At 64.4% G+C, this 26,945-nt stretch carries 22 protein-coding genes; 14 read left to right on the top strand and 8 right to left on the bottom strand.

Annotated features, from left to right (window positions below; translation table 11 throughout):
• Positions 1-69: 69 nt before the first annotated feature.
• Both M2331_RS03500 and M2331_RS03505 read left to right on the top strand, forming a co-directional pair.
• On the top strand, positions 70-663 hold the full coding sequence (locus tag M2331_RS03500; RefSeq protein ID WP_181561344.1) for a thymidine kinase: 594 nt from the start codon (positions 70-72) through the stop codon (positions 661-663).
• Between the two features lie 114 nt (positions 664-777).
• Complete coding sequence (locus tag M2331_RS03505; protein ID WP_181558995.1) at positions 778-1,140, top strand: DUF6491 family protein; 363 nt, start codon at positions 778-780, stop codon at positions 1,138-1,140.
• A gap of 80 nt (positions 1,141-1,220) precedes the next feature.
• On the opposite strand, the gene M2331_RS03510 is transcribed toward M2331_RS03505, so the two are convergent.
• Together M2331_RS03510 and M2331_RS03515 are read right to left on the bottom strand one after the other, a co-directional pair.
• On the bottom strand, positions 1,221-2,576 hold the full coding sequence (locus M2331_RS03510) for an aldehyde dehydrogenase family protein (RefSeq protein ID WP_181558996.1): 1,356 nt from the start codon (positions 2,574-2,576) through the stop codon (positions 1,221-1,223).
• 118 nt (positions 2,577-2,694) lie between these two features.
• A complete protein-coding gene (locus M2331_RS03515; protein WP_181558997.1) occupies positions 2,695-3,543 on the bottom strand; it encodes a hypothetical protein in 849 nt (282 codons plus the stop codon).
• A gap of 211 nt (positions 3,544-3,754) precedes the next feature.
• Here M2331_RS03515 and truB point away from each other — a divergent pair, with 211 nt between their 5' ends.
• The 12 genes from truB (at position 3,755) to M2331_RS03575 (ending at position 20,700) form a co-directional block, all read left to right on the top strand.
• A complete protein-coding gene (gene truB, locus M2331_RS03520) occupies positions 3,755-4,741 on the top strand; it encodes a tRNA pseudouridine(55) synthase TruB (protein ID WP_181561345.1) in 987 nt (328 codons plus the stop codon).
• A gap of 18 nt (positions 4,742-4,759) precedes the next feature.
• Positions 4,760-5,029 carry a 30S ribosomal protein S15 gene (gene rpsO / locus M2331_RS03525; RefSeq protein WP_181558998.1) on the top strand — a complete coding sequence of 90 codons (270 nt, stop codon included), beginning with the start codon at positions 4,760-4,762 and terminating at the stop codon, positions 5,027-5,029.
• 268 nt (positions 5,030-5,297) lie between these two features.
• Positions 5,298-7,628 carry a polyribonucleotide nucleotidyltransferase gene (gene pnp / locus M2331_RS03530; protein ID WP_181558999.1) on the top strand — a complete coding sequence of 777 codons (2,331 nt, stop codon included), beginning with the start codon at positions 5,298-5,300 and terminating at the stop codon, positions 7,626-7,628.
• A 180-nt stretch (positions 7,629-7,808) separates the two neighbouring features.
• Positions 7,809-8,582, top strand: coding sequence for an HpcH/HpaI aldolase family protein (locus M2331_RS03535; protein WP_181559000.1), 774 nt, complete (start codon positions 7,809-7,811; stop codon positions 8,580-8,582).
• Positions 8,583-8,745: 163 nt separating this feature from the next.
• Positions 8,746-9,750 carry an ABC transporter substrate-binding protein gene (locus M2331_RS03540; protein ID WP_264592278.1) on the top strand — a complete coding sequence of 335 codons (1,005 nt, stop codon included), beginning with the start codon at positions 8,746-8,748 and terminating at the stop codon, positions 9,748-9,750.
• Entirely contained in the window at positions 9,747-11,705 is a 1,959-nt protein-coding gene (locus M2331_RS03545; RefSeq protein WP_181559001.1) for a nuclear transport factor 2 family protein, read from the top strand. The genes M2331_RS03540 and M2331_RS03545 overlap by 4 nt, the downstream gene beginning before the upstream one ends.
• Before the next feature lie 3 nt (positions 11,706-11,708).
• Entirely contained in the window at positions 11,709-12,611 is a 903-nt protein-coding gene (locus M2331_RS03550) for a hypothetical protein (RefSeq protein ID WP_181559002.1), read from the top strand.
• 22 nt (positions 12,612-12,633) lie between these two features.
• Positions 12,634-13,488, top strand: a complete 855-nt coding sequence (locus M2331_RS03555; protein ID WP_181559003.1) for an amidohydrolase family protein — start codon at positions 12,634-12,636, stop codon at positions 13,486-13,488.
• A gap of 9 nt (positions 13,489-13,497) precedes the next feature.
• A complete protein-coding gene (locus tag M2331_RS03560; RefSeq protein WP_181559004.1) occupies positions 13,498-13,860 on the top strand; it encodes a twin-arginine translocation signal domain-containing protein in 363 nt (120 codons plus the stop codon).
• A 135-nt stretch (positions 13,861-13,995) separates the two neighbouring features.
• On the top strand, positions 13,996-16,560 hold the full coding sequence (locus M2331_RS03565; RefSeq protein WP_181559005.1) for a TonB-dependent receptor: 2,565 nt from the start codon (positions 13,996-13,998) through the stop codon (positions 16,558-16,560).
• A 60-nt stretch (positions 16,561-16,620) separates the two neighbouring features.
• Positions 16,621-17,526, top strand: a complete 906-nt coding sequence (locus M2331_RS03570) for an amidohydrolase family protein (RefSeq protein ID WP_181559006.1) — start codon at positions 16,621-16,623, stop codon at positions 17,524-17,526.
• Between the two features lie 189 nt (positions 17,527-17,715).
• The gene (locus M2331_RS03575; RefSeq protein WP_181559007.1) at positions 17,716-20,700 is read left to right on the top strand and encodes a TonB-dependent receptor plug domain-containing protein; all 2,985 of its coding nucleotides are present in this window, start codon (positions 17,716-17,718) and stop codon (positions 20,698-20,700) included.
• A 138-nt stretch (positions 20,701-20,838) separates the two neighbouring features.
• Here the strand turns inward: M2331_RS03575 and M2331_RS03580 are convergent, their stop codons facing one another.
• The 6 genes from M2331_RS03580 to M2331_RS03605 form a co-directional block, all read right to left on the bottom strand.
• On the bottom strand, positions 20,839-21,774 hold the full coding sequence (locus M2331_RS03580) for a 3-keto-5-aminohexanoate cleavage protein (RefSeq protein WP_181559008.1): 936 nt from the start codon (positions 21,772-21,774) through the stop codon (positions 20,839-20,841).
• Positions 21,775-21,782: 8 nt separating this feature from the next.
• Positions 21,783-23,240: an NAD-dependent succinate-semialdehyde dehydrogenase gene (locus M2331_RS03585; protein ID WP_181559009.1), complete on the bottom strand. Its 1,458-nt coding sequence runs from the start codon at positions 23,238-23,240 to the stop codon at positions 21,783-21,785.
• Positions 23,241-23,248: 8 nt separating this feature from the next.
• On the bottom strand, positions 23,249-23,716 hold the full coding sequence (locus M2331_RS03590; RefSeq protein ID WP_181559010.1) for a nuclear transport factor 2 family protein: 468 nt from the start codon (positions 23,714-23,716) through the stop codon (positions 23,249-23,251).
• A gap of 119 nt (positions 23,717-23,835) precedes the next feature.
• The gene (locus M2331_RS03595) at positions 23,836-24,786 is read right to left on the bottom strand and encodes a helix-turn-helix domain-containing protein (protein WP_181559011.1); all 951 of its coding nucleotides are present in this window, start codon (positions 24,784-24,786) and stop codon (positions 23,836-23,838) included.
• 99 nt (positions 24,787-24,885) lie between these two features.
• On the bottom strand, positions 24,886-25,623 hold the full coding sequence (locus tag M2331_RS03600) for an SDR family NAD(P)-dependent oxidoreductase (protein ID WP_181559012.1): 738 nt from the start codon (positions 25,621-25,623) through the stop codon (positions 24,886-24,888).
• Positions 25,620-26,933, bottom strand: coding sequence for an MFS transporter (locus M2331_RS03605; protein ID WP_181559013.1), 1,314 nt, complete (start codon positions 26,931-26,933; stop codon positions 25,620-25,622). The genes M2331_RS03600 and M2331_RS03605 overlap by 4 nt, the downstream gene beginning before the upstream one ends.
• Positions 26,934-26,945 lie beyond the last annotated feature (12 nt).

Consider the following 26,945-nt stretch of genomic DNA (forward strand, 5'->3'; position numbering starts at 1 on the left):
ATGGCCGGGCGGGGCCTGCGCGGGGTCTCCCCGCTTGTCGAAAAGGCGCCGCGCAGGCAAAGCTGCGGCATGGCCAAGCTCTATTTCTACTACGCCTCGATGAATGCGGGGAAGTCCACCAATCTGCTGCAGGCGGACTTCAATTATCGCGAGCGGGGCATGGCGACGATGCTGTGGACGGCGCAGGGGACAGCGCGGGAGGGTGATAATGAAACAGTGGACAGCATCGGCAGCCGGCTTGGGCTGCGCGCTGCCGCCCACAGCTTCGATGCCATGACCGATCTGCACGGGCGCATCCAGGCGGCGCATCTTGAAGGGCCGATTGCCTGCGTGCTGGTCGATGAGGCGCAGTTCCTCTCGCCGGAGCAGGTCTGGCAGCTCGCCCGCGTGGCCGACGAGCTCGGTATTCCCGTCCTGTGCTACGGGCTACGGACCGATTTTCAGGGCAAGCTTTTCCCGGGCTCGGCGGTGCTGCTCGGCATTGCCGATACGCTGGTCGAGCTCAAGGCGGTTTGCCATTGCGGACGAAAGGCAACGATGAACCTGCGGGTGGACGAGCGCGGCGAGGCGGTCCGGGAAGGCGCGCAGACGGAGATCGGCGGCAATGATCGTTATGTGGCGCTGTGCCGGCGGCATTTCAGCGACGCCATGCGGCGATTCTAGAGTTGCGATGAAGCGATATTACGCAGCGCCGAACGGTTCATCGCCGCTTCACGCGCGTCATGCTATCGTAACGCCATGATCCGGACTCACATCATTATCGGAAGGATGCACGCCATGACCCATTTCAGAAAAGCGATGCTGGCAAGCGCGCTGCTGCTGGCTGGTGCGCCCGTCATTGCCCAGCCGGCCGCGCAGGGCGGCGCCGGCAAGGAAGCGTCGATCCCCTTTGTCGACCAGCGCGGCATTCGCGATTGGCAGGCGGTCAGTGACGATCAGATTTATGTGCAGGCCAGTGGCGGGCAATGGTATCTGGCGACGTTGATGACCGGCGCACCGGACCTGCCCTTTGCTCAATCTATCGGCTTCGAGACCAAGGGCCTGGATCGGCTCGACCGGTTCGGCGCGATTGTCGTGGCTGGCACGCGCTACCCGCTCAAATCGCTTGTCGAGAGCGGGCCGCCCCCGAAGAAGAAGTAAGCCCGCTCGTTCACCGGCGCGGGATGCGGGAGCGGAGAGGGGCTGCCCCTCCGCTCCGCGCCAATGTTCAGGTCGCGTTTTCAGGCGGCCGTCTGGTGAATGTACACCGCGCGTTCGTGGCTGAAGGCCTTGAAGCCGAAATAGCCATGATAGCTGCCCATGCCGCTGCCATTGACGCCGCCGAAGGGCAGGCGGTTCTCCAGATAATGCGAGAAGACGCCGTTCACGGTCACGCCGCCTGACGAGGTGCGGTTGAGGATCTTTTGCACATTGGCTTCGTCATTGCTGTAGACATACAGCGCGAGCGGCTTGTCGCGCTCCTCAATGTAGCTGATCGCCTGATCGAGATTGTCGTAAGTCATCACCGGCAGGATGGGCGCGAAAATCTCTTCCTGCAGGATTTTCATCTGCGGATTGACGTCGGTCAGCATGGTCGGGTGGATGGTGCGGTCTTCCGCCTCCAGCACGCCGCCCGCGGCAACGGTGGCGCCCTGCGCCACGGCATCGTCGAAGAGGCCCTTCACGCGATTGAAGTTGGCCTGATTGACGACCTGGGCGATGCCTTCCTTCTTGATCTGGCCGTTCTCATAGAGATTCTTCTCGACGTTCGCCTTGAAGCCCTCGACCAGCTTTGCCTTCTGGTCTTCCTTCACGAACACATAGTCCGGGCAGATGCAGGCTTGGCCGCCATTGAACTGCTTGGCGCCGGCGAGATCGGCCGCGATCTTCTCGACGTCCGCGCCCTCATCGATGATGACTGGCGACTTGCCGCCCAGCTCCAGCGTGACGCTGGCGAGATGCTTGGCGGCGGCGGTCATCACGATCTTGCCGACCCGCGTGCTGCCGGTGAAGAAGATGTGATTGAACGGCAGGTCGAGCAGTGCGGTGGCGACGCTGACATCGCCCTCGAACACGGCAACCTCATTCTCCTCGAAGACCGACTTCACGATCTTCGCAGCAACCTTCTCGGTGGCGGGGCAGAGATCAGTGAGCTTGAGGATGCAGCAATTGCCGGCCGCGACGGCAGCGGCAAGCGGGCCGAAGACGAGGCCGAGCGGGAAGTTCCACGGGCCGAGGATCAGGCAGACGCCGCGCGCTTCATAGATGATCTGGGCGCGGTCGGTCTCCACCTTGGAAGGCGTGACTTCGGTCGGCTTCATCCAGTCATCGAGATTGTCGAGAATGAGCTGGATGTTGCCGAGGATGTTCAACACTTCCGTCACGCGGATTTCCGGCTCGGGCTTGCGGGTATCTTCCAGCACCGCCGCGACGATCTCGTCGGCGTGGGACGCGACGGCATCCTTGAGCTTGGTCAGCTTGAGGCGACGCTCGGCAGCGGTGGTGGCTTTGACATTCCACTGGTTCGCCTTTTGCAGGGCAAAAACGCGGGCAATGTCATCGGAGATCTGGGAAGCAGTCTGCTGGGTGCCGGTCATGGATCACTCGCCTATATTGGATTGTGGAAGGAATGGCGCCTTGTAGAGGCTTCACGCGCTGCAAGACAAGGCGCTGGTGGCGTCCGCAAGATTTTTTGACAGAGTCATTTCCGGTCGATCACGGCCTGCCTGCGGCGCCGGCAGGACGCTGCTCGTATGAGATTCGGATGCGCACCCATTGGCCGACCAGTACCTTGCCACCGACACGGGGCGGGCGCACGCGGAACTGCCATGCGGCGGCCAGAATCGCGCGGTTGATGTCCGATCCGTTGGGATATTCTGCCACCGGCACGCAATCGGCCACCCGATAGTCGGCAACCGTGCGGCAGGCAATCATGCCCCAGCCCTGGCTACGCGCGGTCGAGAGATAGCCACGCAATTCCTCGGGATAGGGCTCGCGATACCAGCTTGCCGCGTAGAGCGGTTCGCCATTGGGGCCAGTGCCGTCGACCAGCGGTGTATCGGCTGGTTGTCCGGTGTTCGGTGGTCCCATGGGCGTTGCCGGGCGGGCGGGGGCCGGCGGGGCGGGGGCGGCCGGGCGGATCGCGCGAAGATCGACAGCCGCCATCTGGTCCGGCTTCATCTCGATGAAGGCTGGCTTGCGCGGCGCAGGCGGTGTGACGATCGGCTTTGGCTCGGGCTGCTTGGGCGGCTGCGGTGGCTCGGGGACCGGCTCGGGTTGTTGCTCCGGTTCGGGCTTGGCCTCCTCGGGAACCGGCTCAGGTTCAGCCTGCTCCGGCTCGGTCCGTTCAGGTTCGGGCGCAGGGTCGGGCGGGATCGCAACGTCGAATGTCAGGACATTTTTGTCGGGCGCTTCGCGGGCTTCGAAAGGGGAGGGAGCAAAGGCGATAAGCGCCAGCACGATCAGCCCCTCCACCGCTAATGCGAGGAGAAATGCCGTCGCGCGCTCGCCGAATCGGGTCCGGCCGGTCAAACGCTGGAAGCCGGAGCGGATGCTGTAAATCAACGGACCTCAACTGCATTGGCACCGGACTGGGCGTGGTGGGCGGGGGCGCAACCCACCCTTGCGCCTAGAAGAAAGCCTATGGCTACAATATGAACAGATCAAGGCAGCGCGGCGGCCCTTGCGGTCAGCGGGGCCTGACAGGCGCTATATGCCTCGCTATGGGCAGCCGATGACTGCTCCCGACACCATGCCTGAGACCGGGCCCGCGCCGCTGCATGGCTGGCTGATCCTCGACAAGCCGCTTGGCCTTGGCTCCACCCAGGCGGTGAGCGCCGTCAAGCGCGCGCTGCGCGAGGCCGGCCTGCCCAAGGCGAAGGTCGGCCATGGCGGTACGCTCGATCCGCTGGCGACAGGCGTGCTGCCGGTGGCGGTGGGAGAGGCGACCAAGCTGGCCGGGCGAATGCTGGACAGCGACAAGATCTACGACTTCACGATTTGCTTCGGCGCGCAGACCGACACGCTCGATCTGGAGGGCGCGGTAATCGCGACCTCCGACGTGCGGCCCACCCTCGCGCAGGTGGAAGCGGTGCTGGCCCAGTTTACCGGCCCGATCGAGCAGGCTCCGCCCGTCTACAGCGCGATCAAGGTGGACGGCCAGCGCGCTTATGATCGCGCGCGGGCGGGCGAAGAGGTGCAGATGAAACTGCGGGCGGTGATTGTTCACGCTCTCTCGGTTAACGCCGCCCCCTCCGTTCGTGTCGAGCGAAGTCGAGACACCGCTGCGTCGCTCGCGGGCATCTCGACTTCGCTCGATGCGAGCGGACGAGGAGAAATGGCGGACGAGGGCGAAACCCTTGAAGCCGTCACCTTCACTGCCCATGTTTCGAAAGGCACCTATATCCGCAGCCTGGCGCGGGACATCGCGCTGGCGCTCGGCACGGTCGGGCATGTGACGATGCTGCGCCGGGTGAGGGCCGGTCCGTTCACCCTGGATCGGGCTATTTCACTGGACATTCTGAGCGATGCTGGTAAAGGGCGCGCCATTGCGCAGCATATGCTGCCATTGACGGCAGGGCTGGACGACATCCCGGCTCTCCCCGTCACCTCGCAGCAGGCGATGGCCTTGAGACAAGGCCGGACACTGCCCGGGGACCCTCGCAAGCAAGGGCTCATGCTGGCAGCCGAGGGCGATACGCCTGTGGCGCTGGTGGAGGCTTTGGGCCCGGAAATCCGGGTCGTGCGGGGCTTCAATCTCTGATTTTGGAAAGGAATGACGATGTCGATTACGGCTGAACGCAAGGCGGAACTGATCAAGGACAATGCCCAGCAAGAGGGCGATACCGGTTCGCCGGAAGTGCAGGTTGCGATCCTCACGGAGCGCATTTCCAACCTCACCGAGCACTTCAAGGGCCACCACAAGGATAATCACAGCCGCCGCGGCCTGCTGATGATGGTCAACAAGCGTCGTTCGCTGCTCGACTATCTCAAGAAGAAGGATGCGGGGCGCTATACCGCTCTCATCGCGAAGCTCGGCCTTCGCAAGTGACCCAATCGTTCGGCCCGCTTCGGCGGGCCGTTTACGTATTGCGTCATCCCTGCGCAGGCGGGGATCCAGCACGAGACAGGCGCGGGAGCGCCGTCCAAGGCTGAGATGACAGAACTGGACTCCCGCTTTCGCGGGAGTGACGAGGAGGGGATGGCACTTCGGCCAACCTCTTTGTGGGACGCAAGACTAGTCCCGAACCGCCGCGGGCCGGCTTAGCCCGCACTGCAGCCCCGCCGCGCAATAGGGCCGGTGGGTGGAAGGAAAACCAATGTTTGATGTGAAGACAGTAGAAATCGAGCTGGGCGGAAAGACCCTCAAGCTCGAAACGGGCCGTATTGCCCGTCAGGCAGACGGCGCGGTGCTCGCGACCTATGGCGAAACGGTTGTGCTGTGCGCTGTCACCGCCGCCAAGTCGGTGAAGGAAGGGCAGGATTTCTTCCCGCTCACCGTTCACTATCAGGAGAAATTCTCGGCTGCCGGTCGTATTCCGGGCGGCTTCTTCAAGCGCGAGCGCGGCGCGACGGAAAAGGAGACCTTGGTCTCCCGCCTGATCGATCGCCCGGTGCGTCCGCTGTTCCCGGAAGGGTTCTACAACGAGATCAACGTGATCGCGCAGGTTCTCTCCTTCGATGGCGAGACCGAGCCCGATATCGTGGCGATGATCGCGGCTTCTGCTGCGCTCACCATTTCCGGCGTGCCGTTCATGGGCCCGATCGGCGCCGCGCGCGTCGGCTACAAGGATGGCGAGTATCAGCTTAACCCGAGCCTCGATGAGGTGAAGACCGGCGAGCTGGATCTCGTCGTCGCCGCGACCGACACGGCCGTGATGATGGTGGAATCGGAAGCCAAGGAGCTCTCCGAAGACGTCATGCTCGGCGCCGTCATGTTCGCGCATGATGCCTCGCGCAAGGTCGTCGATGCGATCATCCAGCTGGCCGAGAAAGCCGCCAAGTCGCCGTGGGAGATCGACCTCTCCGACAATACGGCGGACATGAAGGCCAAGCTCAAGAAGCTGATCGGCAAGGACATTGCCGCCGCCTACAAGCTGACCGACAAGTCGGCACGCTCCGGTGCCCTGAACGAAGCCCGCGCCAAGGCGAAGGAAGCGTTCGCGGCTGAGGGCGCGCAGACCCAGATGGTCGCCAACAAGCTCATGAAGAAGCTGGAAGCGGAAATCGTGCGCGGCGCCATCCTCAAGGACGGTCAGCGTATCGACGGTCGCACGACCACGCAGATCCGCCCGATCGAGGCGATGGTGGGCTTCCTGCCCCGCACGCACGGCTCGGCGCTGTTCACGCGCGGCGAGACGCAGGCCATCTGCACGACCACGCTCGGCACGAAGGATTCCGAGCAGATGATCGACGGTCTGACCGGTCTCTCCTACGAGAACTTCATGCTGCACTATAACTTCCCGCCCTATTCGGTCGGTGAAGTGGGCCGCTTCGGCGCGCCCGGTCGTCGTGAAGTCGGCCATGGCAAGCTCGCCTGGCGCGCGCTGCACCCGGTGCTGCCGAGCAAGGACGAGTTCCCCTACACGATCCGCGTGCTCTCCGACATTACGGAGTCCAACGGTTCCTCCTCGATGGCGACCGTCTGCGGCGGTTCGCTCTCGATGATGGATGCAGGCGTGCCCCTGAAGCGTCCGGTCTCCGGCATCGCCATGGGCCTGATCCTGGAAGGCAAGGACTTTGCGGTCCTCAGCGACATTCTGGGTGACGAGGATCACCTTGGCGACATGGACTTCAAGGTCGCCGGTACCTCCGAAGGCATCACCACGATGCAGATGGACATCAAGGTCGCCGGCATCACGCAGGAGATCTTCGAGGTCGCGCTGCGTCAGGCCAAGGACGGCCGTGCCCACATTCTGGGTGAGATGAGCAAGGCGCTGGGCGAAGTCCGCACCGAACTCTCGGCGCATGCCCCGCGCATTGAGACGCTGCAGATCGACAAGAGCAAGATCCGTGAAGTCATCGGTACCGGCGGCAAGGTCATTCGCGAGATCGTCGCGGAGACCGGCGCCAAGGTCGACATTGACGATGAGGGCCTGATCAAGATCAGCTCGTCCGATGTGAACCAGATCGAGGCGGCCAAGGCCTGGATCCTGGGCATCGTCGAGGAAGCGGAAGTCGGCAAGGTCTATAACGGCAAGGTCGTCAATCTGGTCGACTTCGGCGCGTTCGTGAACTTCATGGGCGGCAAGGATGGCCTCGTCCACGTCTCGGAAATCCGCAACGAGCGGGTCGAGAAGGTGGCGGACGTCCTCAAGGAAGGCCAGGAAGTCAAGGTCAAGGTCCTCGAGATCGATCCGCGTGGCAAGGTGCGCCTCTCCATGCGCGTCGTTGATCAGGAAACCGGCGAGGAGCTGGAGGACACCCGTCCTGCTCGCGAACCGCGCGGTGACCGTGGCGACCGGGGTGATCGCGGCGACCGTGGTCCGCGTCGTGACGGCGGTGGCCGTGGCGACCGTGGTCCCCGTCGGGATCGCGGTGGTGACCGTGGCGGCGAGCGCGGCGAACGCGGCCCCCGCCGCGAGCGCAGCGATGATGACGGTCCGGCGCCCGAGTTCGCCCCTGCGTTCCTGAAGCGCGACGACGACTGATCGCCTTCAAAGCGAGATTGAGAGAAGCCCCGCAGCGATGCGGGGCTTTTTTCATGTCTGCGATCCGAGCGGGCGTTGCAGCTCTGCAAAGACTCCGAGCCGTTCGAGACAAGCGGGCGCCGCCGGCCTGCGCACAGTGGCTTTTTGCGCACCGGTGCAGCGGATCGAACAGGGCGGTTAGTGGACAATTTCGTAGACTATGCGCTGCAGCGGGCCGCGCAGGGCCGGGGCCTGTTGGGAACATGGGTCAAGCTGCCGTCGTTGGCGACGCTGGAGCTGATCGGCCATGCCGGCTTCGATGTCGTGGTGATCGACATGGAGCATGCCCCGCACACTCTGGAGCGCGCCTACACGCTAATCGCAGCCGCGCAGGCGATGGGCATGGCCGCGCTGGTGCGGCTGCCCGATCACAGCGCATCGACGATCCAGCCGCTGCTCGATGCTGGTGCCGACGGTCTGCTGGTGCCGCGCATCACCGTTCCTGCCGATGCCCTCGCGGTGTGCCGCAAGATGGTGTTCAGTCCGGCTGGCGAGCGGGGCCTCGGCCTCACCTCGCGCGCTGGTCGCTGGGGACTGGCGCCGATCCCGGACTATGTCGCGCGGGGCGACGGGCAATGCCTGCGCATGATCCAGCTTGAGGACTGGGCCAGTCTGGAGCGGACCGCGGAATTTGCGGCGGTCGAGCATGTGGGCGGCATTTTCATCGGCCATGGCGACCTGTTTCTCTCCAGCGGCAAATCGGCCGCGCATCCCGATGTTGAGGCGCTCACCGCCGCCATGCTCGCCGCGACCAAGCAGGCGGGCCTGCTGTCTGGCGTGGCCGTCGGCACCGCGCAGGAAGCCGCGCCATATCTGGCGATGGGCTTCTCGCTGGTGATGGTGAGCAATGATGCGATGATGTTCGCGCACGCTGCGGCGCAAACGGTGCAGGCGGTGCGGGGAGGGCTGGATTGAGGCGAGCGAGGCGCAGCCCAGCCTGCGCTATTTGTCCTCGACGGAAGCCAGTTTTTCCTCGCGCGGCATCAACGCGCATTTGAATTGCGGCCCGCCAGCGTGCGCGCCTAGCGTGAACGAATAGGGCCGGGCCAACAGGTTGCGGTGTTGAGGAGGGACGACGGTGCGCACAATCAGTAACACTCTCGCAATGGCGGCCATGCTCGCAGCCGGCGCGCTCATTCCCGCGAGTGCTACGGCCAAGGAGGAGGGAAAGCCGGGGCCGATTGCCGTGTACGGTAATATCCAGACCTTCGAGATCGCACCGGTGCTCCTGGCGGCCAAGACTTTCTATCCCGATGTCGCCACCGTGAAGATGGGCGGCATTCCCAATCTGGTTGGAGAGCCGATCATTGCCGGGTTCGGCGAGGAAGGCGTGGCGGATGTCGCCACGCATGCCGAAACGCAGGCGCTGCGCTACTCGGTCAAGCATCCCAATCTCCGTATCATCCTGCAGGTGACCGAGGGGCAGTATCGCATTGTTGCGCGGAAATCGGCGGGGATCGCGACCGTGGCCGATCTCAAGGGCAAGCGCGTCGCGTCGATCCCGCAGACGTCCTCGGGCTATTTCTTTCACAAAATGCTGGCCCAGGCTGGCCTGTCCTATGACGATATCGAGGTCGTCCGTACGCCCGGCCCGCTCAGCGAGATGACCAAGGCGCTCGCCGAGCGGCGCGTCGATGCCGTGATCATCTGGGAGCCGGAGAGCGAGAACAGCGCGCGCGCCTTGGGTAACGACCTGATCGAGTTCAGCGGCGATGGCGTTTATGCCGAGCAGTTCAACCTCAACAGCACAGCTGAAAATCTCGCCGATCCGATCAAGCGCAAGAAGATCGTCCGCTTCGTCCGTGCCGTGATCGATGCGGCGGCGGCGCTCCGCAAGGACCCTGCAGCGGCGCAGGCCCTGGTGGTGGAGCGGGGTGGCCATTCGGTGGAGGAAGTGCAGACGGCGTGGAAGCACCACGCCTTCAACGCTGATTATCCTGCCGACCTGCTCGATATCATGACTGAGGAAGAACAGTGGCTGGCAGAGCGTGACAAGCGGCCAGCACGGTCGCGTGCACAGCTTGCGAGGCTGATCGACCGCAGCGTCTACGAAGAGGCGCTGGCGCTGGAGCCGACGACGTGAGCGAGCCGGGGCGCATGATCCTCTCGCGACGCGCGATCCTGCTCGGGAGTGCGGCCACGCTGCTGGCGGGCTGCGCAACGTCACGGATGGCGTCAGCGGGGGCGGGCAGTGACGCTGCGGATCTGACTGCGTGCCTCGCGGATGTCCGCGCGATCCGCGAGATCAAACGCCTCCAGCATGTTTGGGCGCATTATGCGCAAGCCGGCCAGTGGCCCGACATGGCGCGTCTGTTCGCCGCTGACGGCCTATGGACCGACGGCACGCAATCCGTGACAGGCCGCACACCCATCGAGGCGCATCTGCGCAGCACGATGGGCGGCGACAGTCGCGGACTGCCGGCAGGGCATCTCAATCTGCGCCTGTTCCTCAGCCCGGTGATTACCCTCGCGCCCGACGGCCAGTCCGCGCGCGGACGCTGGCATGAGGTGGCGATGACGGGCGTGAACGGCCAGTCGGCTGGCTGGGCCGGCGGCATTCACGTGATCGATTATGTCCGCGTCTCCGGCGACGCTGGCGGCATGGGTGGCTGGGCGATTGCGCGGATGCACTATCACCCGCAATTTGCCGGCCCTTATGACAAGGGCTGGACGCATGTTGCGCCCAGCGTGCCGATGGTGCCGTTCCACTATACGCCAGATCAGGCCGGTAATCCGTGGGGCGCTAAGCGTGCCGCACCGAGCCCGCTGCCGGTCCGCGAGATCGCAGGGCAGGCCGATCTGCTGGTCTCGCAGGGGCTGGTGCAGAATCTTCAGGCCGCGTTCGGCTTCTACCTCGACCGCAAGATGGACGACGATATCGTTGATCTGTTCACCGAGGACGCGTTTGTCGACATTGCCGGCACCGGGCAGTTTGTGGGCCATGCCGGCGTCCGCCGTGCGCTCGCGCTGTTCGGCGAGGCCGGTCTGAAGACCGGCGAATTGAACGACCGTCCCCAGCTCATGCCGGTCGTGACGATGGATGCGGGCGGACGTAGCGCCACGGTGCGCAATATCGAGATCGGGATGACCGGTCAGCATGGCGGTGAGACCTATTGGTCGGCGACGATTCAGGATTTCACCTGCGCGCGCGGAGACGATGGCCGCTGGCGTATCACGGCGCTGCGCCGCGTGCCGGTGATGCGCGCGGCTTATGCAAAAGGCTGGCAGACGCCGCTTGCGGCTGGCTTGCCGAGCGTGGCTGCGGCGAGACCGGACCGGCCCTCGCAACTGGCCGACGCCTCCTATCCCGGCCATCGACCCGCAATGGCGCGCTTTGCCGATGCGCTCGCGCCTGCGCCATCCTTTGCCAGCACCGGAGACGCAGCGACACTGCTCGCCCGCGCGGCCGCCTTCGATGGCGCGGAAAACATCGCCGATGCCTATGGCTATTATATCGACGAGTTCCGCTGGGACGACACGGCCGATCTCTTCGCGACCGACGGCTGGAAAGAGCTCTCCTATATCGGCACCTATGTCGGGCGGGAGCGTGTGCGGGGGTCGCTGTTCGGGCGCTATGGCAATGCCGGGCGCTCGGCGGCGTTCATGGCCATCCACCAGAAGACGCAGCCCTATGTGACCGTTTCGGAAGACGGGATGCGCGCCAATATCCGCCTGCGCTTGTTCCAGTTCAACAGCGCCGCCAAGGGGCAGGGGTCGTGGATTTCGGGCATCTACGAGAATCAGGCGGTGCTCGAAAACGGCGTCTGGCGCATTCACGGCATGGATCTCGATTATGTCTGGCTCGCCGATTACGCCGGCGGTTGGGCCGCGATCGTGCCGGGCGCCAGCGAGCGCTATCGCCCCAAGCCCGAGGATGTTGCCAAGAACCCGCCGGATGGCCCGCTGCGCGGCGTCACCTTCGCGCCTTATCCCGCCATCGCCCCGATGGGCTTCCATTTCGCCAATCCGGTGAGCGGCCGCGCTCCCGAGACCTTCCTGCACTGGTCGGACGGCCGCCGCGCCGCCGCCACGGAGTAATTCATGTACGAATCCGACGATCCCCGTTCCCGCCTCTCGACTGCCGCAGCCGGGGGAGCCGCGCCGGCCAGCGCCTTCGGGGCCTCCACTTACGCCCGCTTCTATGAAGAAGCCCCACAGGAGACGGCGCCCGGCCTCAAGACCTGGCTCACGCGTGGGCAGAATTTCGTCGTCGCTTACTCGCAGGCGGAAGAAGGTGCGGTGTTCGAGCGAGCCGGCCAGATCGACGAATATGTCCTGCTGCTGCCGGATGCCCAGAGCGCGCTGACCATCGAGATCGACGGCGTGGCGCACGAGATTGCCGGCAACAGCATCAACTTCGTGCCGCCGGGCGATAGCCGCATCACGGTCCGCTCGGCTGGCCAGATCGTCCGGCTGTTTTCGCTGGAGGCGCAAGATCTGCTTGCGCGGGTCGTCAATCCGCAGGCCTATGCCGGGCCGCATCCGCAGATTTCGCCGTTCCAGCCGTGGCCAGATCCGGTCGATGGGTTCAAGCTGCGCAGCTACAGCCTGGACGTGCCCGACGAGCCGGGGCGCTTCGGCAAGATCTGGCGATGCACCACCTTCATGGTCAACGTCTTCCCGCCGCAGGGGCCGCGCGATGTGACCAAGCTCTCGCCGCATCATCACGATGATTTCGAGCAGTGCTCCCTGGCGCTGCAGGGCGACTATATGCACCATCTGCGCTGGCCATGGACGGCTAACCAGCATGACTGGCGCGACGACGAGCATGAGCGCTGCGGCGCGCCGTCGGTGTGCGTCATTCCGCCCCGCGTCATCCACACCTCCGCGCCGTCCGCGCCCGGTCGTAACGTGCTGGTCGATATCTTCTCGCCCCCGCGTGCCGATTTCTCGGACATGCCCGGCTGGGTGCTGAACGCGGATGAGTATCCGCGCGCGCAATGATGCAGTCGAGGAGGGGGACGAGATGACATCCTTGACCGATGACGCGGTGCGCAATCCTATCATCGATTGCCATGCCCACATCTTTTCGGCGGACATGCCCGTCACCAGCGGCGCGTGGATCACGCCGGACTATGCCTTTACGGCGGATGACCTGCTGGCGCGGATGGACGCGCATGGCATCCATTTCGCGGTGATTTCGGCGCTCAGCATTTCGGGCAGCTACAATGACTATCTGATTTCCGAACTGCGCCGCCATAAAAGGCTGCGCGGCACTGCCATCGTCCCGCCGGGCACGGATTTCTACGTGCTGGAGCGGATGCGCGACGATGGCATCATCGGCATCCGGTTGCAGCTCGCCCGCGCCGAATATCATGCCGATTATCGCAGCGACGAATATCGGCTGCTGTTCCGCCGCGCCCGCGATCTTGGCTGGCATGTCCATGTCGCCATCGAGGGACAGAACCTGCCGCCGGTGCTCGATGCGCTGGTGGAGAGCGGGGTCGACATCGTGATCGACCATTTCGGCCATCCCGATCCGCAGGCGCCGCTCGATTGCGTCGGCTTCCGCGCGATGCTCGATGCGGTCGACAAGGGACATACCTGGGTCAAGCTCTCTGGCGGCTTCCGCCTGCCGGGGCCGGAAGCGTGGCGGGACGACCCCGATGGCGATCTCGAAAGCCTCGCCCAGCATGTCGCGGAACATCTGGTGGCGCGCGTCGGCACCGATCGCCTGCTGTGGGGCAGTGACGCGCCCTTCGTCGGCTACGAACGCCGCATCGGCTACGAGCAGGTGCTGGCCAGCTACCGCCGCTGGGTGCCCAATCCGGCCCAGCGCGCCCAGATTTGCCGGACTGCACTCAAGCTCTATTTTTCCTGATTGGAGACCATGATGACCAACACCCAGCTTTCCCGTCGCGGCTTCATCGGTGCGAGCGGCGGCGCCATCGTCGGCGCGGCCATGGTGCCCGCCGCTCTTCAGGCCGCCGAAGTGCCAGTGCTCCATGCCGATGGCATCCATGATGATACCGATGCGCTGGAGGCGCTGTTCGCCGGTCGGCAGGTGCGGGTCGTGCAGAAGGACGTCGTGGCGCGCTACGAAAACGGCACGGTCCGGCTGATCAATGGCCGTTACCTCATGAGCCGGCCCGTGCGCGCGCATGGCGACGCCGCGGTCTATACCGGTCACTGCACCTTCCGCATCGGAGAGGGACCGGCGCTGCCTTATCCGGAACTGCAGCAGTTCGCGTGATGAACGCGGGTTCGTAAACGGCATATGCCGGGCAAGGCGTCGTTCAGTGCCGCATCCGGCAAGATTGGATGATGGAGCCCCTCTAGTGCTCCCCCCGAGGCCAGACATGGCTGCACCAATTCGGGAGGGGATCAGATGAAGAGGACTTTCGGCAAGCTTTCAGCGTCCGCGCTGGCGCTGTGTATAGCGCAGACCGGCCATGCGCAGGTCACTGAGGCGGACGGCGTTTCCGAGCGTGGAACCGGGATCGCGGACATCGTCGTCACGGCGACCCGTCGCGCGACCAACCTGCAGGATACGCCGATTGCGATCTCGGCGCTGCCGGCAGACGCGCTGATGGAGCAGGGGCTGACCAACGTCGCCGAAATGTCGCGCGTCGTTCCCAACGTCTCCTTCGAGAAGTCGCAGGCGGCATTCGGCCCCGGCATGAGCGCCTTCATCCGTGGCATCGGCTCGAGCGAGACCAATTTGTCGGGTGAAGCGGGCGTCGCCTTCTATATCGACGATGTCTATTATCCGCTTGTCTTCGGCTCCATGTTCGATCTGCTTGATCTGGAGCGGGTCGAGGTGCTGCGGGGCCCGCAAGGCACGCTGTTCGGCCGCAACTCGCTGGCCGGCGCCGTCAACCTCACTACCCGCCGCCCGGTGCTGGGCGAAGCTTCGGGCTATGGCGAGTTCACAGTCGGCAGCTATGACCGCCGCGAGATGCGCGTCGGTATCAACCTGCCGCTCGGATCGACCATGTCGCTCTCTGTCTCCGGTCTGGTCAAGAAGATGACTGGCTACCAGCGGCAGCTCGATTTCCGCTGCGAAATGATCCGCCGGGGCACGCCTCAGCTGGCCGGTCTGTTCCCGACTGCGGATGCCGGCCTGCTCAACAATTCCGACATCAATCCGCCCAAGGATTGCACCATCGGCCATCTGGGTGGTGAGGATGTGCAGGCCATCCGTGGCCAGATCTACTGGGAGCCCACGCCGCGCCTCAAAATCACCGCCGCGCTGGATTATCTCCAGGACAATTCGGAGGCGGCCATGGATAGCGTCGTCGCCATCAACCCGGCCGTCGCAGCCGGCCGCTCCGCGGTCTCGACGCTGTTCAACCGCTGGACGGCACCGGGCGGCCCGACCTTTGCTTATGATAGCCGCTTCATTACCGGCGACCCTTATACGACCTTCGCGACTTTTGCCGATCCGATTGCCGCCGGCACCGCGATTCCTGGCAACACATTCTACAATGGCTCGCCTTTCCGCGGCGGCATTACGCACCCCAGCAACGTTCCGCAGACGAACTGGGGCGGCAATGCACGGATCGAGTATGAGATCAGCGACAATATCGATGTCGTCGGCATCGTCGGCTATCGCCGCTATGATGGCGTGTTCGGGTTCGATGTCGATGGTTCGCCCGTCGCCATGGAAAACAATCGCAATGATGTGTTCCAGGATGACTGGACCGGCGAAATCCGCCTGATCGGCAAGACCGGCTGGGCCGATTGGGTCGTCGGCGCCTTCTATTATTGGGCGGATGGCGAACAGCGCTTCTCCGGCACGTCGCCGTTCAACAACACGCAGCGTTACCTGTGGAGCCGTTACACGCCGGAGAGCAAGGCGGTCTTCGCCAACGCCACGCTGCGGCCCTTCGGCGATCGCTTTGGCCTGACGCTCGGTGGGCGTTTCTCCAAGGACAAGAAGGGTGTCGATTATCGCAGCGTGCTGGACGGCACGACGGCCACCTCGACGCAGTTCACCATCTCGCCGGCCGGCCAGACCGTCTTCAACTTCGACATCAAGGATGAGCGGTTCGACTGGAAGGTCGGTGCGGACTACAAGCTGAGCGAGCGCACGATGATCTACGCGTCCGTGGCCACCGGCGCGCGGCTGCCGGGCTTCAATGCCCGTCCGCTGCAGCCGAGCCAGGTCGCGCAATATCCGGGTGACGAAACCCAGTCGTACGAACTGGGCGTGAAGACCGATCTGTTCGACCGCATGCTGCGGATCAACGCTGCGGCCTTCTATACGGACTACAAGACGCGGCCGACAAGCGTCTCCGGTCAGGAGTATCAGCTCGGGGCGAACGATCAGCCTTTGCCGGGCGGATTCATAGAGATTCCAAATCCGGTCAATGCCGAATTCACGACCTGCCGTCCGTTGACGCAAGCGGAGATCAACGCCGGCACCCCGGGCTATGCCTGCGTCGGCCGCACCTTCTACCAGAACACGCCAGGCAAGGTGAAGGGCTTCGAGCTGGAGCTGGATTTCCGTCCGGTCGAGGGCTTGGCGGTCGGCGGCTCGATCGGCTACCACAAATTCTCGTCGGCCGATCTGGATGCCCGCCCGGCCGGCCAGAACCGGCGCCCGGTGGCGATCCCGGAGCTCAAGGCCAATGCCGGCATCCAGTATGAGTTCGATGCGCCGGCTCTGCAGGGCACGGTCACGCCGCGTGTCGACTGGTTCTACACCGGCAGCCAGGTCTACAGCCCGGACCGCGTAGAGTATAATCAGGACGGCTATTCGCTCGTCAACGCGCGCCTGACCTACGCGAACAAGGAATATGATTTCTCCATCGCGGCGGGCGTCACCAACGTCTTCAAGCAGTTCTACTGGCGCAACTACTTCATCTACCAGGCCATCGGCTATCCGCAGATCAACGGCCAGCCGGGCACCCCGCGTGAGTGGTATCTCACCCTGAACAAGCGGTTCTGACCGGAAGGCGGGCGCTGGCCCGCCACCGACCATCAAGCATAGGCGAGAGGAACAAGGTACATGCAGATCATCGACGGTCAGATCCACGAACCCCATATCGGCGGCGGTATGCGCGCCGCCAAGCCCGAAGGCGAGACGATCACGCCGCAGCTTGAAGAGTTCATCAATGTCGAACTGGCGCGCGAGGCGATCGATTGCGTCGGCGTCGACAAGGCGATTATCTATGCGGGCCGGGCCTTTAATGAAGCCGCGGTGCGCTACTATCCGGACCGGTTCGGAGCGGTCGAAGTGTTCGACCATGCGGCGCCGGACCTGGAGCAGCAGATGGCAGCTTTCAAGAAGAAGCCGGGGATGCTCGCCACGCGCGTGCTGTTCACCAATTACGGGCAGGTCTGGCGCAAGCCGGGCGCGCAGATCGCGGTCAGTCCGCTGGTTAAGCAGGGCGCGTTCGACCGCTATTTCGCTTATGGCGCCAAGTATAAGATCCCGATGTTCGTCGGTGCCCATGAGTTCGGTCACGAGGCCGCGATCTATGCCGAGCGTCACCCGGACATGACGATCATCATCGATCACTACGGGGTCACCCAGTCGATGATCGCGCCGCCCAAGGATCGCTGGGCGAACCTGCCCAAGCTGCTCGATATGGCGCGCTATCCCAATGTCTATGTGAAGCTGTGCGGGATGCCGATCATCTCCAAGGAGGCCTATCCCTATCACGACATCTGGCCATACATTCACAAGATCCTGCACGCCTTCGGCCCGGAACGGTGCCTGTGGGCGAGCGACATGACCCGGCAGCGCTGGGGCACGGAAACGCCGCCGGGTCCCAATGGCTTCCCGCTCCGCAAGGACTGGAAGCCCTATGCGGACGCGCTCTACAGCCTTCTCCACACCAATGAGATTTCGCAGAGTGACAAGGAGTGGATTTTGGGCGGCACGATCAAGCGCGCGCTCAACTGGGCGTAAGAGCACCGCAGCACACCGATGACATCGGAGCCGGACGATACCGTCGTCTGGCTCTGTTTGTGCCGAATTCGGCATAAGCTGGATCACTTGGAGATAAGAAGCGGCCCGTTGCGCAATGCGATGGTTCGCATGAGATCGCGCCCGGCAAAGGTCGTGCGCGCAAATATACATAAGGGGGAGGCCGTACGAATGACTTTGAAAGCGAAGGGACGCGGGGGCGCGTCGCATCTGCTGTGGGCGGCGCTGCCCGCCGCTGCATTGCTGTCGATGCCGGTGCAAGCGCAGGACGGCGGCGGCGCGGAAAACGCGAGCGAGCCCTCGATCGTCGTCACGGGCACGCGCATCCGCAACAATGCCTTTAACGAGCCGACGCCCGCGACGGTGTTCGGCATCGAGCAGACTGAGAAGCTAGGCATCGTGAATGCCGGCGATATCGTCGAGCTTATCCCGCAGAACACGGCGTTCCAGTCGGACGCGACCGCCGGCATCACCGCGGGCGCGAATGTCGGCGCTTCCTATGCGAACCTGCGCGGGCTCAACCCGGATTCCGGCACGCGCACGCTCACGCTGGTCAATTCCCGCCGCTTCGTGCCGACATCGGATGGCGGTGCGGTTGATCTCAACCTCATTCCCACCGCGATGATCAAGCGCGTGGAGACGGTGACGGGCGGTGCATCGGCGGCTTATGGGTCGGATGCGATTGCCGGTGTCGTCAACCTCATCCTCGATACCGAGCTTGAGGGGCTACGCGGGCAGGTGGATTATGGCCAGACCTTCCGGGGGGATGGCAAGGGGCATCATGGCTCGCTCGTCTATGGCACGCGCGTCGGCAGCCGCGGCCATATCGTCATCGGCGGCGAGTATGAGAAGAAGGACGGCATCGGCGATTGCTCGCTCTCACGCGACTGGTGTGCGGAAAGCTACGACGTCTTCGTGAATGCCAACAATGTGCTGGCCAACGGCTCACTCTCGGGCTTCGATCGTCCCGGCACACCGGGCTATGGTCTGCCCAACTTCATCATCGGCCCCAATTCCAAGCAGGCGTTCAACGATGCGCGGGGCGTCGTCCGCAACCGTGCGCCCGCTGCGCCAGCGGCGCGCAACATCCGCTTCAATGACGACGGCACCGGCATCGTGCAGTTCGATCCCGGCACATACGTCCAATCGTCGCAGACCGGGCCGCGCCAGGGCGGCGACGGCGAATCGACCTATGCGGATTCCGACATCCAGACGCCGGTCGAGCGTTTCGTCGGCTACCTCTCCGGCAAATATGACCTGTCGGACACGGTCGAAGCCTATACCGAAGTCACCTACGCGCATCGCTCTGCCTCCAACAGCGGCGTGACAGCCGGCCCGCGCTCGACCTATTTCGTGAAGCCGGACAACGCTTTCCTGCCCGCCTCGCTGAAGACGCTGCTGGCCGGTACGCAATTCAGCCTCGGCAAGGATGTCGATGCGCAGATTCCGGCGCTCAACTCCGTCACCGCCGATGTATGGCGCGCCGTGTTCGGCGTCACCGGCGAGATTGGCGGCGGCTGGAACTGGGACGTCTATTACCAGTACGGACGCAACAAGCGGCACCAGTCCGCCCGCTATTCGCGCGTCAACACTGAGTTCCAATATGGGCTGGATGCAGTGGTCAACCCCGCGAACAATCAGATCGTCTGCCGCGAATTGCTCAAGGCCAATCCCGATCCGCGCGCCCAGGGCTGCGTGCCGATGAACCTGTTTGGCCTGGATAATCTCAGCCAGGCGGCCATCGACTACGCCTATCGTCCAGTGGTGGAGGACTTCCTCTATTCCCAGCATGTCGCTGCCGCCTCAATCAGCGGCTCGCTGTTCGATGGCTTTGGCGCCGGGCCGGTCGGCGCAGCCACGGGTGTGGAATATCGCAAGGAAAAGGGCGATGTGACCCATGGCGACATCCCCAATTACACTGACTACGCCTTCACCTTCGGCCTCGATTATGGCGGCACTATCGAGGTTCTCGAAACCTTCGGCGAAGTGAGCGTGCCGCTGCTGGCGAACCGGCCTTTCTTCGAAACGCTGGAGCTCAACGGCGCCGTCCGCTGGACGCGCAACAAGGCGTCGGATGCGTTCACCAGCGAGGAGAAGACGACCGAGGCGGTGAGCTACAAGCTCAGCGGCATCTGGGAAATCGGCGGCGGTGTGCGCCTGCGCGGCTCGCGCTCGCGTGATATCCGCGCTGGCGGCTTCCGCGAGCTTTTCCAGCGTCAGGTGGCGACGGAGGAAGGCTCCTCGCAGGGCATCGTCGACAACCCGAATATCGCGGGCGTCGGCAATGACGATCCGACCCCGATCCTGAATGGCGGCAGTTTTGCGTTGACGCCGGAAAAGGCGGATACGACGACGGCGGGCATCGTGTTCCGGCCCGGCTTCATCCCCGGCTTGCGCATGTCGGTCGACTGGTATCAGATCGCGATCGAGGATGCCGTCAGCCGGCTCGGCGGCCAGCAGATCGTCGATTTCTGCGATCAGTTCGACATCTTCTGCGATCGGATCACCTTCGTCTCGCCGACCAACATCTCGTACATCGACGCCCGGCAGGTGAACCTTGGCAGCATGACCGTGCGCGGCCTCGATTTCGAGTTCGACTATACGCTGCGCCTTTCCGACCTTTCGGCCGATTGGGGCGGGGCGCTCAACCTGCGCGTGCTGGCCAACCACCAATATGACTTCAAGGTGCAGGCCGATCCGACGACGCCGGTGATCGATTATGCCGGGCAGACCGGGCCGGTCAGCAGCGGCGGCAACTTCAACCCCGCGCCCTCGTGGATCGTCAACGCGTTCCTGAGCTATGACAGCGGGCCGTTCAACGCCACGGTGAGCATGCGCCGGATCAGCTCGGGCATCTACAATGTCGAGCGGGTTGGGCCGGAAGATGAAGGCTACGATCCGACGCTGCGCAACAGCATCAACACCAACCGCGTGAAGGGAGCGAGCTATTTCGGCCTCGCCATGTCCTATGCGATCCCGGTCGGAAATGGTGGGAACAGCATCGAGGTGTTCGGTGCAATCGACAATATCTTCGACAAGAAGCCGCCGATTGCGCCGGGTGGCGGCGGCCTGGGTGGCTCCAACTATCCAACCAACCCGGTCTATTTCGACACGTTCGGGGCGCGTTTCCGGACCGGCGTGCGGGTCAAATTCTGATCTGACGCCAGCGCTGCAGATGCGAGCCGGGCTTCCGAAAGGAGGCCCGGCTTTCCTTTGTCGAAATGCCCGCCCGGCCATTCAGGCCGGGCGGGCACCCAAAAGCGATGGACGTTGAAGGGAGGCCGAAGCCTCGGCTCAGAAGCCGACGGCGCCGCCGCCCTTGAGGCCCAGCAGCGCACGGGCTTCGGCAGGCGTTGCAATCTCGCGGCCCAGGGCTTCGATCACGAGGCGGATGCGCTCCACCTGCTGCGCGTTGGAGGTGGCGAGCTCGCCCTTGCCGATGAACAGGCTGTCTTCCAGCCCGACGCGGACATTGCCGCCGAGCAGCGCGCTCTGGGTGCAGAAGCCGAGTTGATGGCGGCCCGCCGCGAAGGCCGAGAACACATAATCCTCGCCGAACAGACTATCGGCCATGGTCACCATATGGGCGAGATTGCGCGGGTCCGCGCCGATGCCGCCCAGGATGCCGAACACGCCCTGGACGAGGAAGGGCGGGTCTATGAGGCCGCGGTCGGCAAAATGAGCGAGCGTGTAGAGATGGCCGATGTCATAGCATTCGAACTCGAAGCGCGTGCCGAACTCCCGGCCGACCTCCAGCATGATGCGCTCGATATAGGCATTGTCATTGTACATGATCCGCCCGCGCGCGCCTTCGACATAGGGCTTCTCCCAGCCGTGCTGCCACTGGGTGACCCGCTTGGCCGCCCCGGAGAAATCGAAGATCAGCGGCCCCATGTTGAGCGAGCACAGCTCGGGCCGGGCCTGCTTGGCGCCTTCCAGCCGGTCATCCAGCGACATGGTGGCGCTGCCGCCAGTGGAGATGTTGACCACCGCATCCGTCGCCTGCCGGATGCGCGGCAGAAAGGCCATGAAATCGGCCGCGCGGGGGCTTGGGCTGCCGTCTGCCGGGTTACGCGCATGCAGGTGCAGGATCGCCGCGCCGGCCTGCGCTGCGCCAATGGCGGCCTCCGCAATCTCGTCCGCGCTCACCGGCAAATGCGGCGACATGGAGGGCGTGTGGATGGAGCCGGTCGGCGCGCATGTGATAATGACCTTGGCGTGTTTGCGCATAAGTGGGTCTAAAGTCCTGCGTGACAGAGATATTTGAGGTTTTGATATTCGGCGAGACCGTGGTGCGAGCCCTCGCGCCCGAGGCCGGACTGCTTGACGCCGCCAAAGGGCGCATAAGGCGTCGAGATGAGGCCGGTGTTGATGCCGACGATGCCGCTCTCCAGATCCCGCCCTACGCGGGCGATCGTCGCCGGGTCGCTTGAGCAGAGATAGGCTGCGAGGCCAAAGGGCGTGTCGTTCGCCAGCCGCACGCCGTCCTCCACGCTGGCAAAGCCGATGACGCCGGCCAGCGGTCCAAAGGTCTCCTCCCGGGTCAGCAGCGCATCCGAGGCAACGTCGCCAATCAGCGTCGGCACCGCGATGCGCCCGCCCGGTGACGCGCCACCGGCGATGAGGCGCCCGCCATGGCGCAGCGCATCCTCGCGATGCTCGTCGATCTTGGCAATGGCGCGATCGTCGATCATCGGGCCGACATCGATGCCGTCCTCGAAGCCGTCGCCAGCCTTCATCGCGGCGACCTTGCTGCCGAAGGCGTCGAGGAAGCGGTCGCGGATGCCATTCTGCACATAGATGCGGTTCGCCGCGACGCAGCTCTGGCCTCCATTGCGGAACTTGGCGACCATCGCCGTTTCGACGGCGGTGTCGAGGTCGGCATCATCGAAGATGAGCAGCGGCGCATTGCCGCCCAGTTCGAGGCCGAGCCGCTTGATCGTCGGCGCGCAGGCTTCCGCCAGCATTGCGCCCACCGGGGTCGAGCCGGTGAAGGAGAGTTTGCGGACGATCGGCGAACCGGTCATCACCGGGCCGATGGTCTTGGAATTGCCGGTGACCACGCTGAACACGCCCGCCGGCACACCCGCTTCTTCACCCAGCTTGGCGAAGGCCAAAGCGGTGAGCGGCGTCAGCTCGGCCGGCTTGGCGACCATGGTGCAGCCAGCCGCCAGCGCCGGCCCGACCTTGCGCGTGAGCATGGCAAGCGGGAAGTTCCATGGCGTGATCGCCACGCACACGCCGATCGGCTCGCGCTCGACCATGAGGCGGCGACCGGTCACGGGGGCAGGGATGATCTCGCCCAACGAGCGGGTCGCCTCATCGGCGTAGAATTCGAGGAAGCCGGCGCCATAGTCGACCTCGGCGCGCGATTCCTTGAGCGCCTTCCCATTCTCAAGCGTGATGAGCCGGGCGAAGTCCTCCTTGTGCTGAATGACCAGCTCATACCAGCGCCGCAGGATCGCGCCGCGCTCCTTGGCAGGCCGCCGCGCCCATTGCGGGAAGGCGCGGTTCGCGGCATCGATGGCCTCAGACACTTGCGCTTCGCTGACGCGCGGCACCTGTCCCACGGTCTTGAGCGTATAGGGATCGTCGACGGCGATGGGGTCGCCGCTGCCATCCACCCATTCACCGGCCACATAGGCCTTGGAAAGCAGAAGATCCTTCTCGTCGAGTTCGCCGCGCTGTCTGCTCATGGGCCTGCTCACCTTGCTTCTTGATCGTCCAGGTTCGGATTTGTGATCGGAGTATCACTCTCGAACAAATGCTCGAACCGGCGATAGGTGCACAGCCAGCGCCCGCCGGCGCCGCGAACATAACGGTCGGTCGCCAGCGAGATCGTCACCGGCGGATGGGTGGGGAGGGGACGCACGCCATCGGCGGCATAGAGGAACAGGTAATTGGTCGCTTCCGCGCTGTCCGGCCCGGTGAACCATGCCCGGAAGTTGGTGAAGGCATGGACCGCGAGCCGCTCGCCGCGTTCGGCGCGCCAGTCATAGAATTGCTGGATCTTCGCGCGGCCGTTATAGGAGGCGAACTGGCCGTGGAAGACGGCATCCTCGGTATAATAATCCGAGGCCTTGCGCCCCTTGTTGGTATCGATCTCGTGCCAATATTCGGTCAGCTGCAGCGACAATATCTGGTTCAGATCAAGCACTTCCCTGGCAACCATTGCGTCTTCCGTCCTCCATGTCTCGCCTGTCGGCGTGGAGACCGGGCTGACATAGAGGTTGCGCCGCCGCTTGCCCGGGCGGGCAGGATGACTTGCTCAGGAAGGCGCCGGTCGGCTCGTCAGTTCGAGCCCGCCCGCCGGTAATCGCGCGGCGCCATGCCGAAATGCTCGTGGAAGGTGCGGGTGAAATGCGCCGCGCTGTTGAACCCCCAGGCGAAGGCGATCTCGGTCAGCGTATGGCCGGCCCAGGCCGGATTGCGCAGCTGCTTGCCGCACTCCTCCAGCCGCCGCCGCACGATGTAGCTCGACGCCTTCTCCCCGCGCGAGGCGAAGAGCGTGCGCAGGTAGCGCGGCGAGATGCGCAGCCCCTCGGCGACGCGTGCGGGCGTCAGTTCCGGGTCGCGCAGATTGTCCTCGATGTAGCGAATGACTTCGCTCTGCCGGCCGAGCATCACCGCCGAGCCTTCCGGCTGCTCGTCAAAGCCCATCGCATAGGCGGTGGAGAGCATTTCAAGCACATGGCGGGCGAAACGGCCATCATGATCGGAATGGAAGCCGCTCTGCACCTGCGTGTTCAGATTTTCGAGCATGGCGGACATGACCGCGGTCAGCCCCACCTCATGATCGAGCTTGAGGCCGCAGAAGCGCTCGGGCGTGGGCAGGTGCTTCTTGATGAGGCCGGCATCCACGCGCAGCATGATGATCATCGAATTGTCGCCGAGCGTGAAGCTGTGCGGTGCCGCGCTGTCGCACAGCACGAAATCGCCCTGATCGAGCTGGGCCTGATGCCCGCAATGGTCGAGCACGCTGTTGCCGCGCGCCTGCATGAGGAAAGAATAGAGACGCGGCGCGCCGGGGCGGATGTGGTTGCGCGTCCGCTCTATATGGCTGCGGTTGGCCGCGATGCTGGCGAGCTGGATCGGCCCGAAATGGCTGAGGCTGAGGCGCGCGGCAAACTCGTGCCGATCCGCGGGCGTGAAGTTCACGCGATTGAGCTGCTGCGAATAGAGCTTTGTCCATGCCGCCGCGCGCGTCGATATGGGGAAGGCTTCAGTGCTGTAGGATTCCATGTTTATCCTCTCCGCGTGCCCTCTGTCCTTCTATCGAGGCGTCCCGGCCGCTTTCCTTCAGGGTCAACCATTTCAAGGCGCTTTGCAAGTTTCCCATAGTCACACGCCGCCGGAGACGGCGAGGTTCGCGCCATTCACAAAAGAGGCCTCGGACGAGAGCAGATAGCGGACCGCCTGCGCGATCTCATCCGCCTGTGCAGCGCGCTGCATCGGCACGCGGGCAGCGCCGGCGGCCAGCCGCTCGGCGCTCAGCATTTCGGTAGCGACCGGGCCGGGGGAGACGCAGTTGACGCGAATGCCGTCGCCGCCGACTTCCCGCGCCAGTCCGGTCATCAGGCTGTCGAGCCCGCCCTTGGATGCCGCATACCAGACATATTCCCCGGCCGAGCCATAAGCGGTCGCCCGCGACGAAATGAAGACGATGCCGCCGCCCGCGCCGCCGCGCGAGAGGGCCATGCGCCGCACGGCTTCACGCGCGGCCAACATCGCGCCGGTGAGATTGACCGCCATGACGCGCTCGAGGGTTTCCGCCGAGACCTCCGCCAGGGGAGAGGCCTGGCCGGTGATCCCGGCGGAATAGACGAGCGCGCCGATCGGCCCCAGCGCCTGCGCTTCGTCGAACAGGGCAATCAGATCGGCCTCCCGCGCGCTGTCTGCCTGCACCGCGTGGGCCTGACCGCCGGCAGTGGTGACGCTCGCTGCGACGGTCTGCGCCGCCGCTGCGTCACGCGCGTAGCTGAACACGACATGGTAGCCGGACGCCGCGAGCAGCTGGACGATGGCGGCGCCGATGCCGCGGCTGCCGCCGATGACGATCGCAATTGGGGGCTGGCTCATGGAGCAGTTGCCTTTGCCTCAATGGGTTGGGGAGCTTCGTCCCGACCGAAATCATCCAGCGACTGCAGCGCGCGGCCGGCGGTCTCGGGCAGCATCAGCGTTGCGACGAGCGCGCACAGGATGCCGCCCATGCCCACGATGGCCATCGCCGCGCCCAGCGGGATGATGGCGGCCACCAAGGGCACGGTCATGATGAAGAGAGCGCTCGCCGCCCGGCCGAAATTATAAGCAAAGGCCTGGCCGGTGCCGCGCAGTTCGGTCGGGAACAGTTCGGTGAAATAGGGGCCGAAGCTTGCGTAGATGCCGAACTGGAAGAAGCCGTAGACGATGCCGAACGGCACGAGGAACCAGATATTCCCGCCCCATGGCCCGAACAGATAGATAGCGGCGGAGATCACGAAGCCGAGGCCGAACAGCCGGAAGGCATTGCGGCGCCCGACAAAATCGCTGATCGCGGCGTTGAACAGAAAGCCGAAGAAGCCGCCGACGCTGTTGAACATCACGCAGAGGCCGGCCATCGCGATACCGATGCCGCGCTCATTGGCGAGGAACACCGTCAGGTAGCTGCTCACCGCATAGCCCGCGCCCTGCGCGCCGACGGCCAGCAGCGATGCCAAAATGGTGATGCGGACAACCTTGGGCCGGAAGATGCTGGTGAGGCTGGTGCGCTGTCCGGTCTCCTGCGCACGCTGCTGAGCCTGCTTGAACAGATCGGAATCGTCGGACCCACGCCGGATGAAGAAGATCAAGGCGGCCGGAATGATGCCGACGAAGAAGGCGAGGCGCCAGCCGATCTCGGGATCGAAGGCGGAGGCGAACGGTCCGGCGATCAAGGCTGCGAGGCCTGAGCCGACTGCTGCGCCGCTGTGCAGCGTGCCCAGCGCCTTGCCGCGATGCTTGGGCGAAACGATCTCGCCGAGCAGCACCGCGCCGACTGCCCATTCCGCGCCGAAGCCGATACCCTGCAACACGCGCAGGATGAGCAGTTGCTCGAAATTCTGTGCAAAGCCCGAGGCGAAGGAGAAGAAGGAGAACCACAGGATGGTGAGTTGCAGAATGCGGGCGCGGCCATAGCGGTCGCACAACCAGCCGCCGATCCAGCCGCCAATCGCCGCCGCGAAATAATTGGCGCTGGCGATGGTTCCGGCCTCGGTCAGCGAGATGCCAAGACCAACGATGAGCAGCGGGATGAGATACTGATAGACCAGCCCATCCGCGCTATCCATCGCCCAGCCGGCGCTGCACGTCCAGAACACGCGGCGGGTTTTGCGGTCCGCGCCGCGATACCAGGAGAAGAGGTCGGCTTTCATTGGGTGTCGGTC

Origin of the sequence: Sphingobium sp. B10D7B (assembly GCF_025961955.1) — a bacterium.
Classification (GTDB): Bacteria; Pseudomonadota; Alphaproteobacteria; order Sphingomonadales; family Sphingomonadaceae; genus Sphingobium.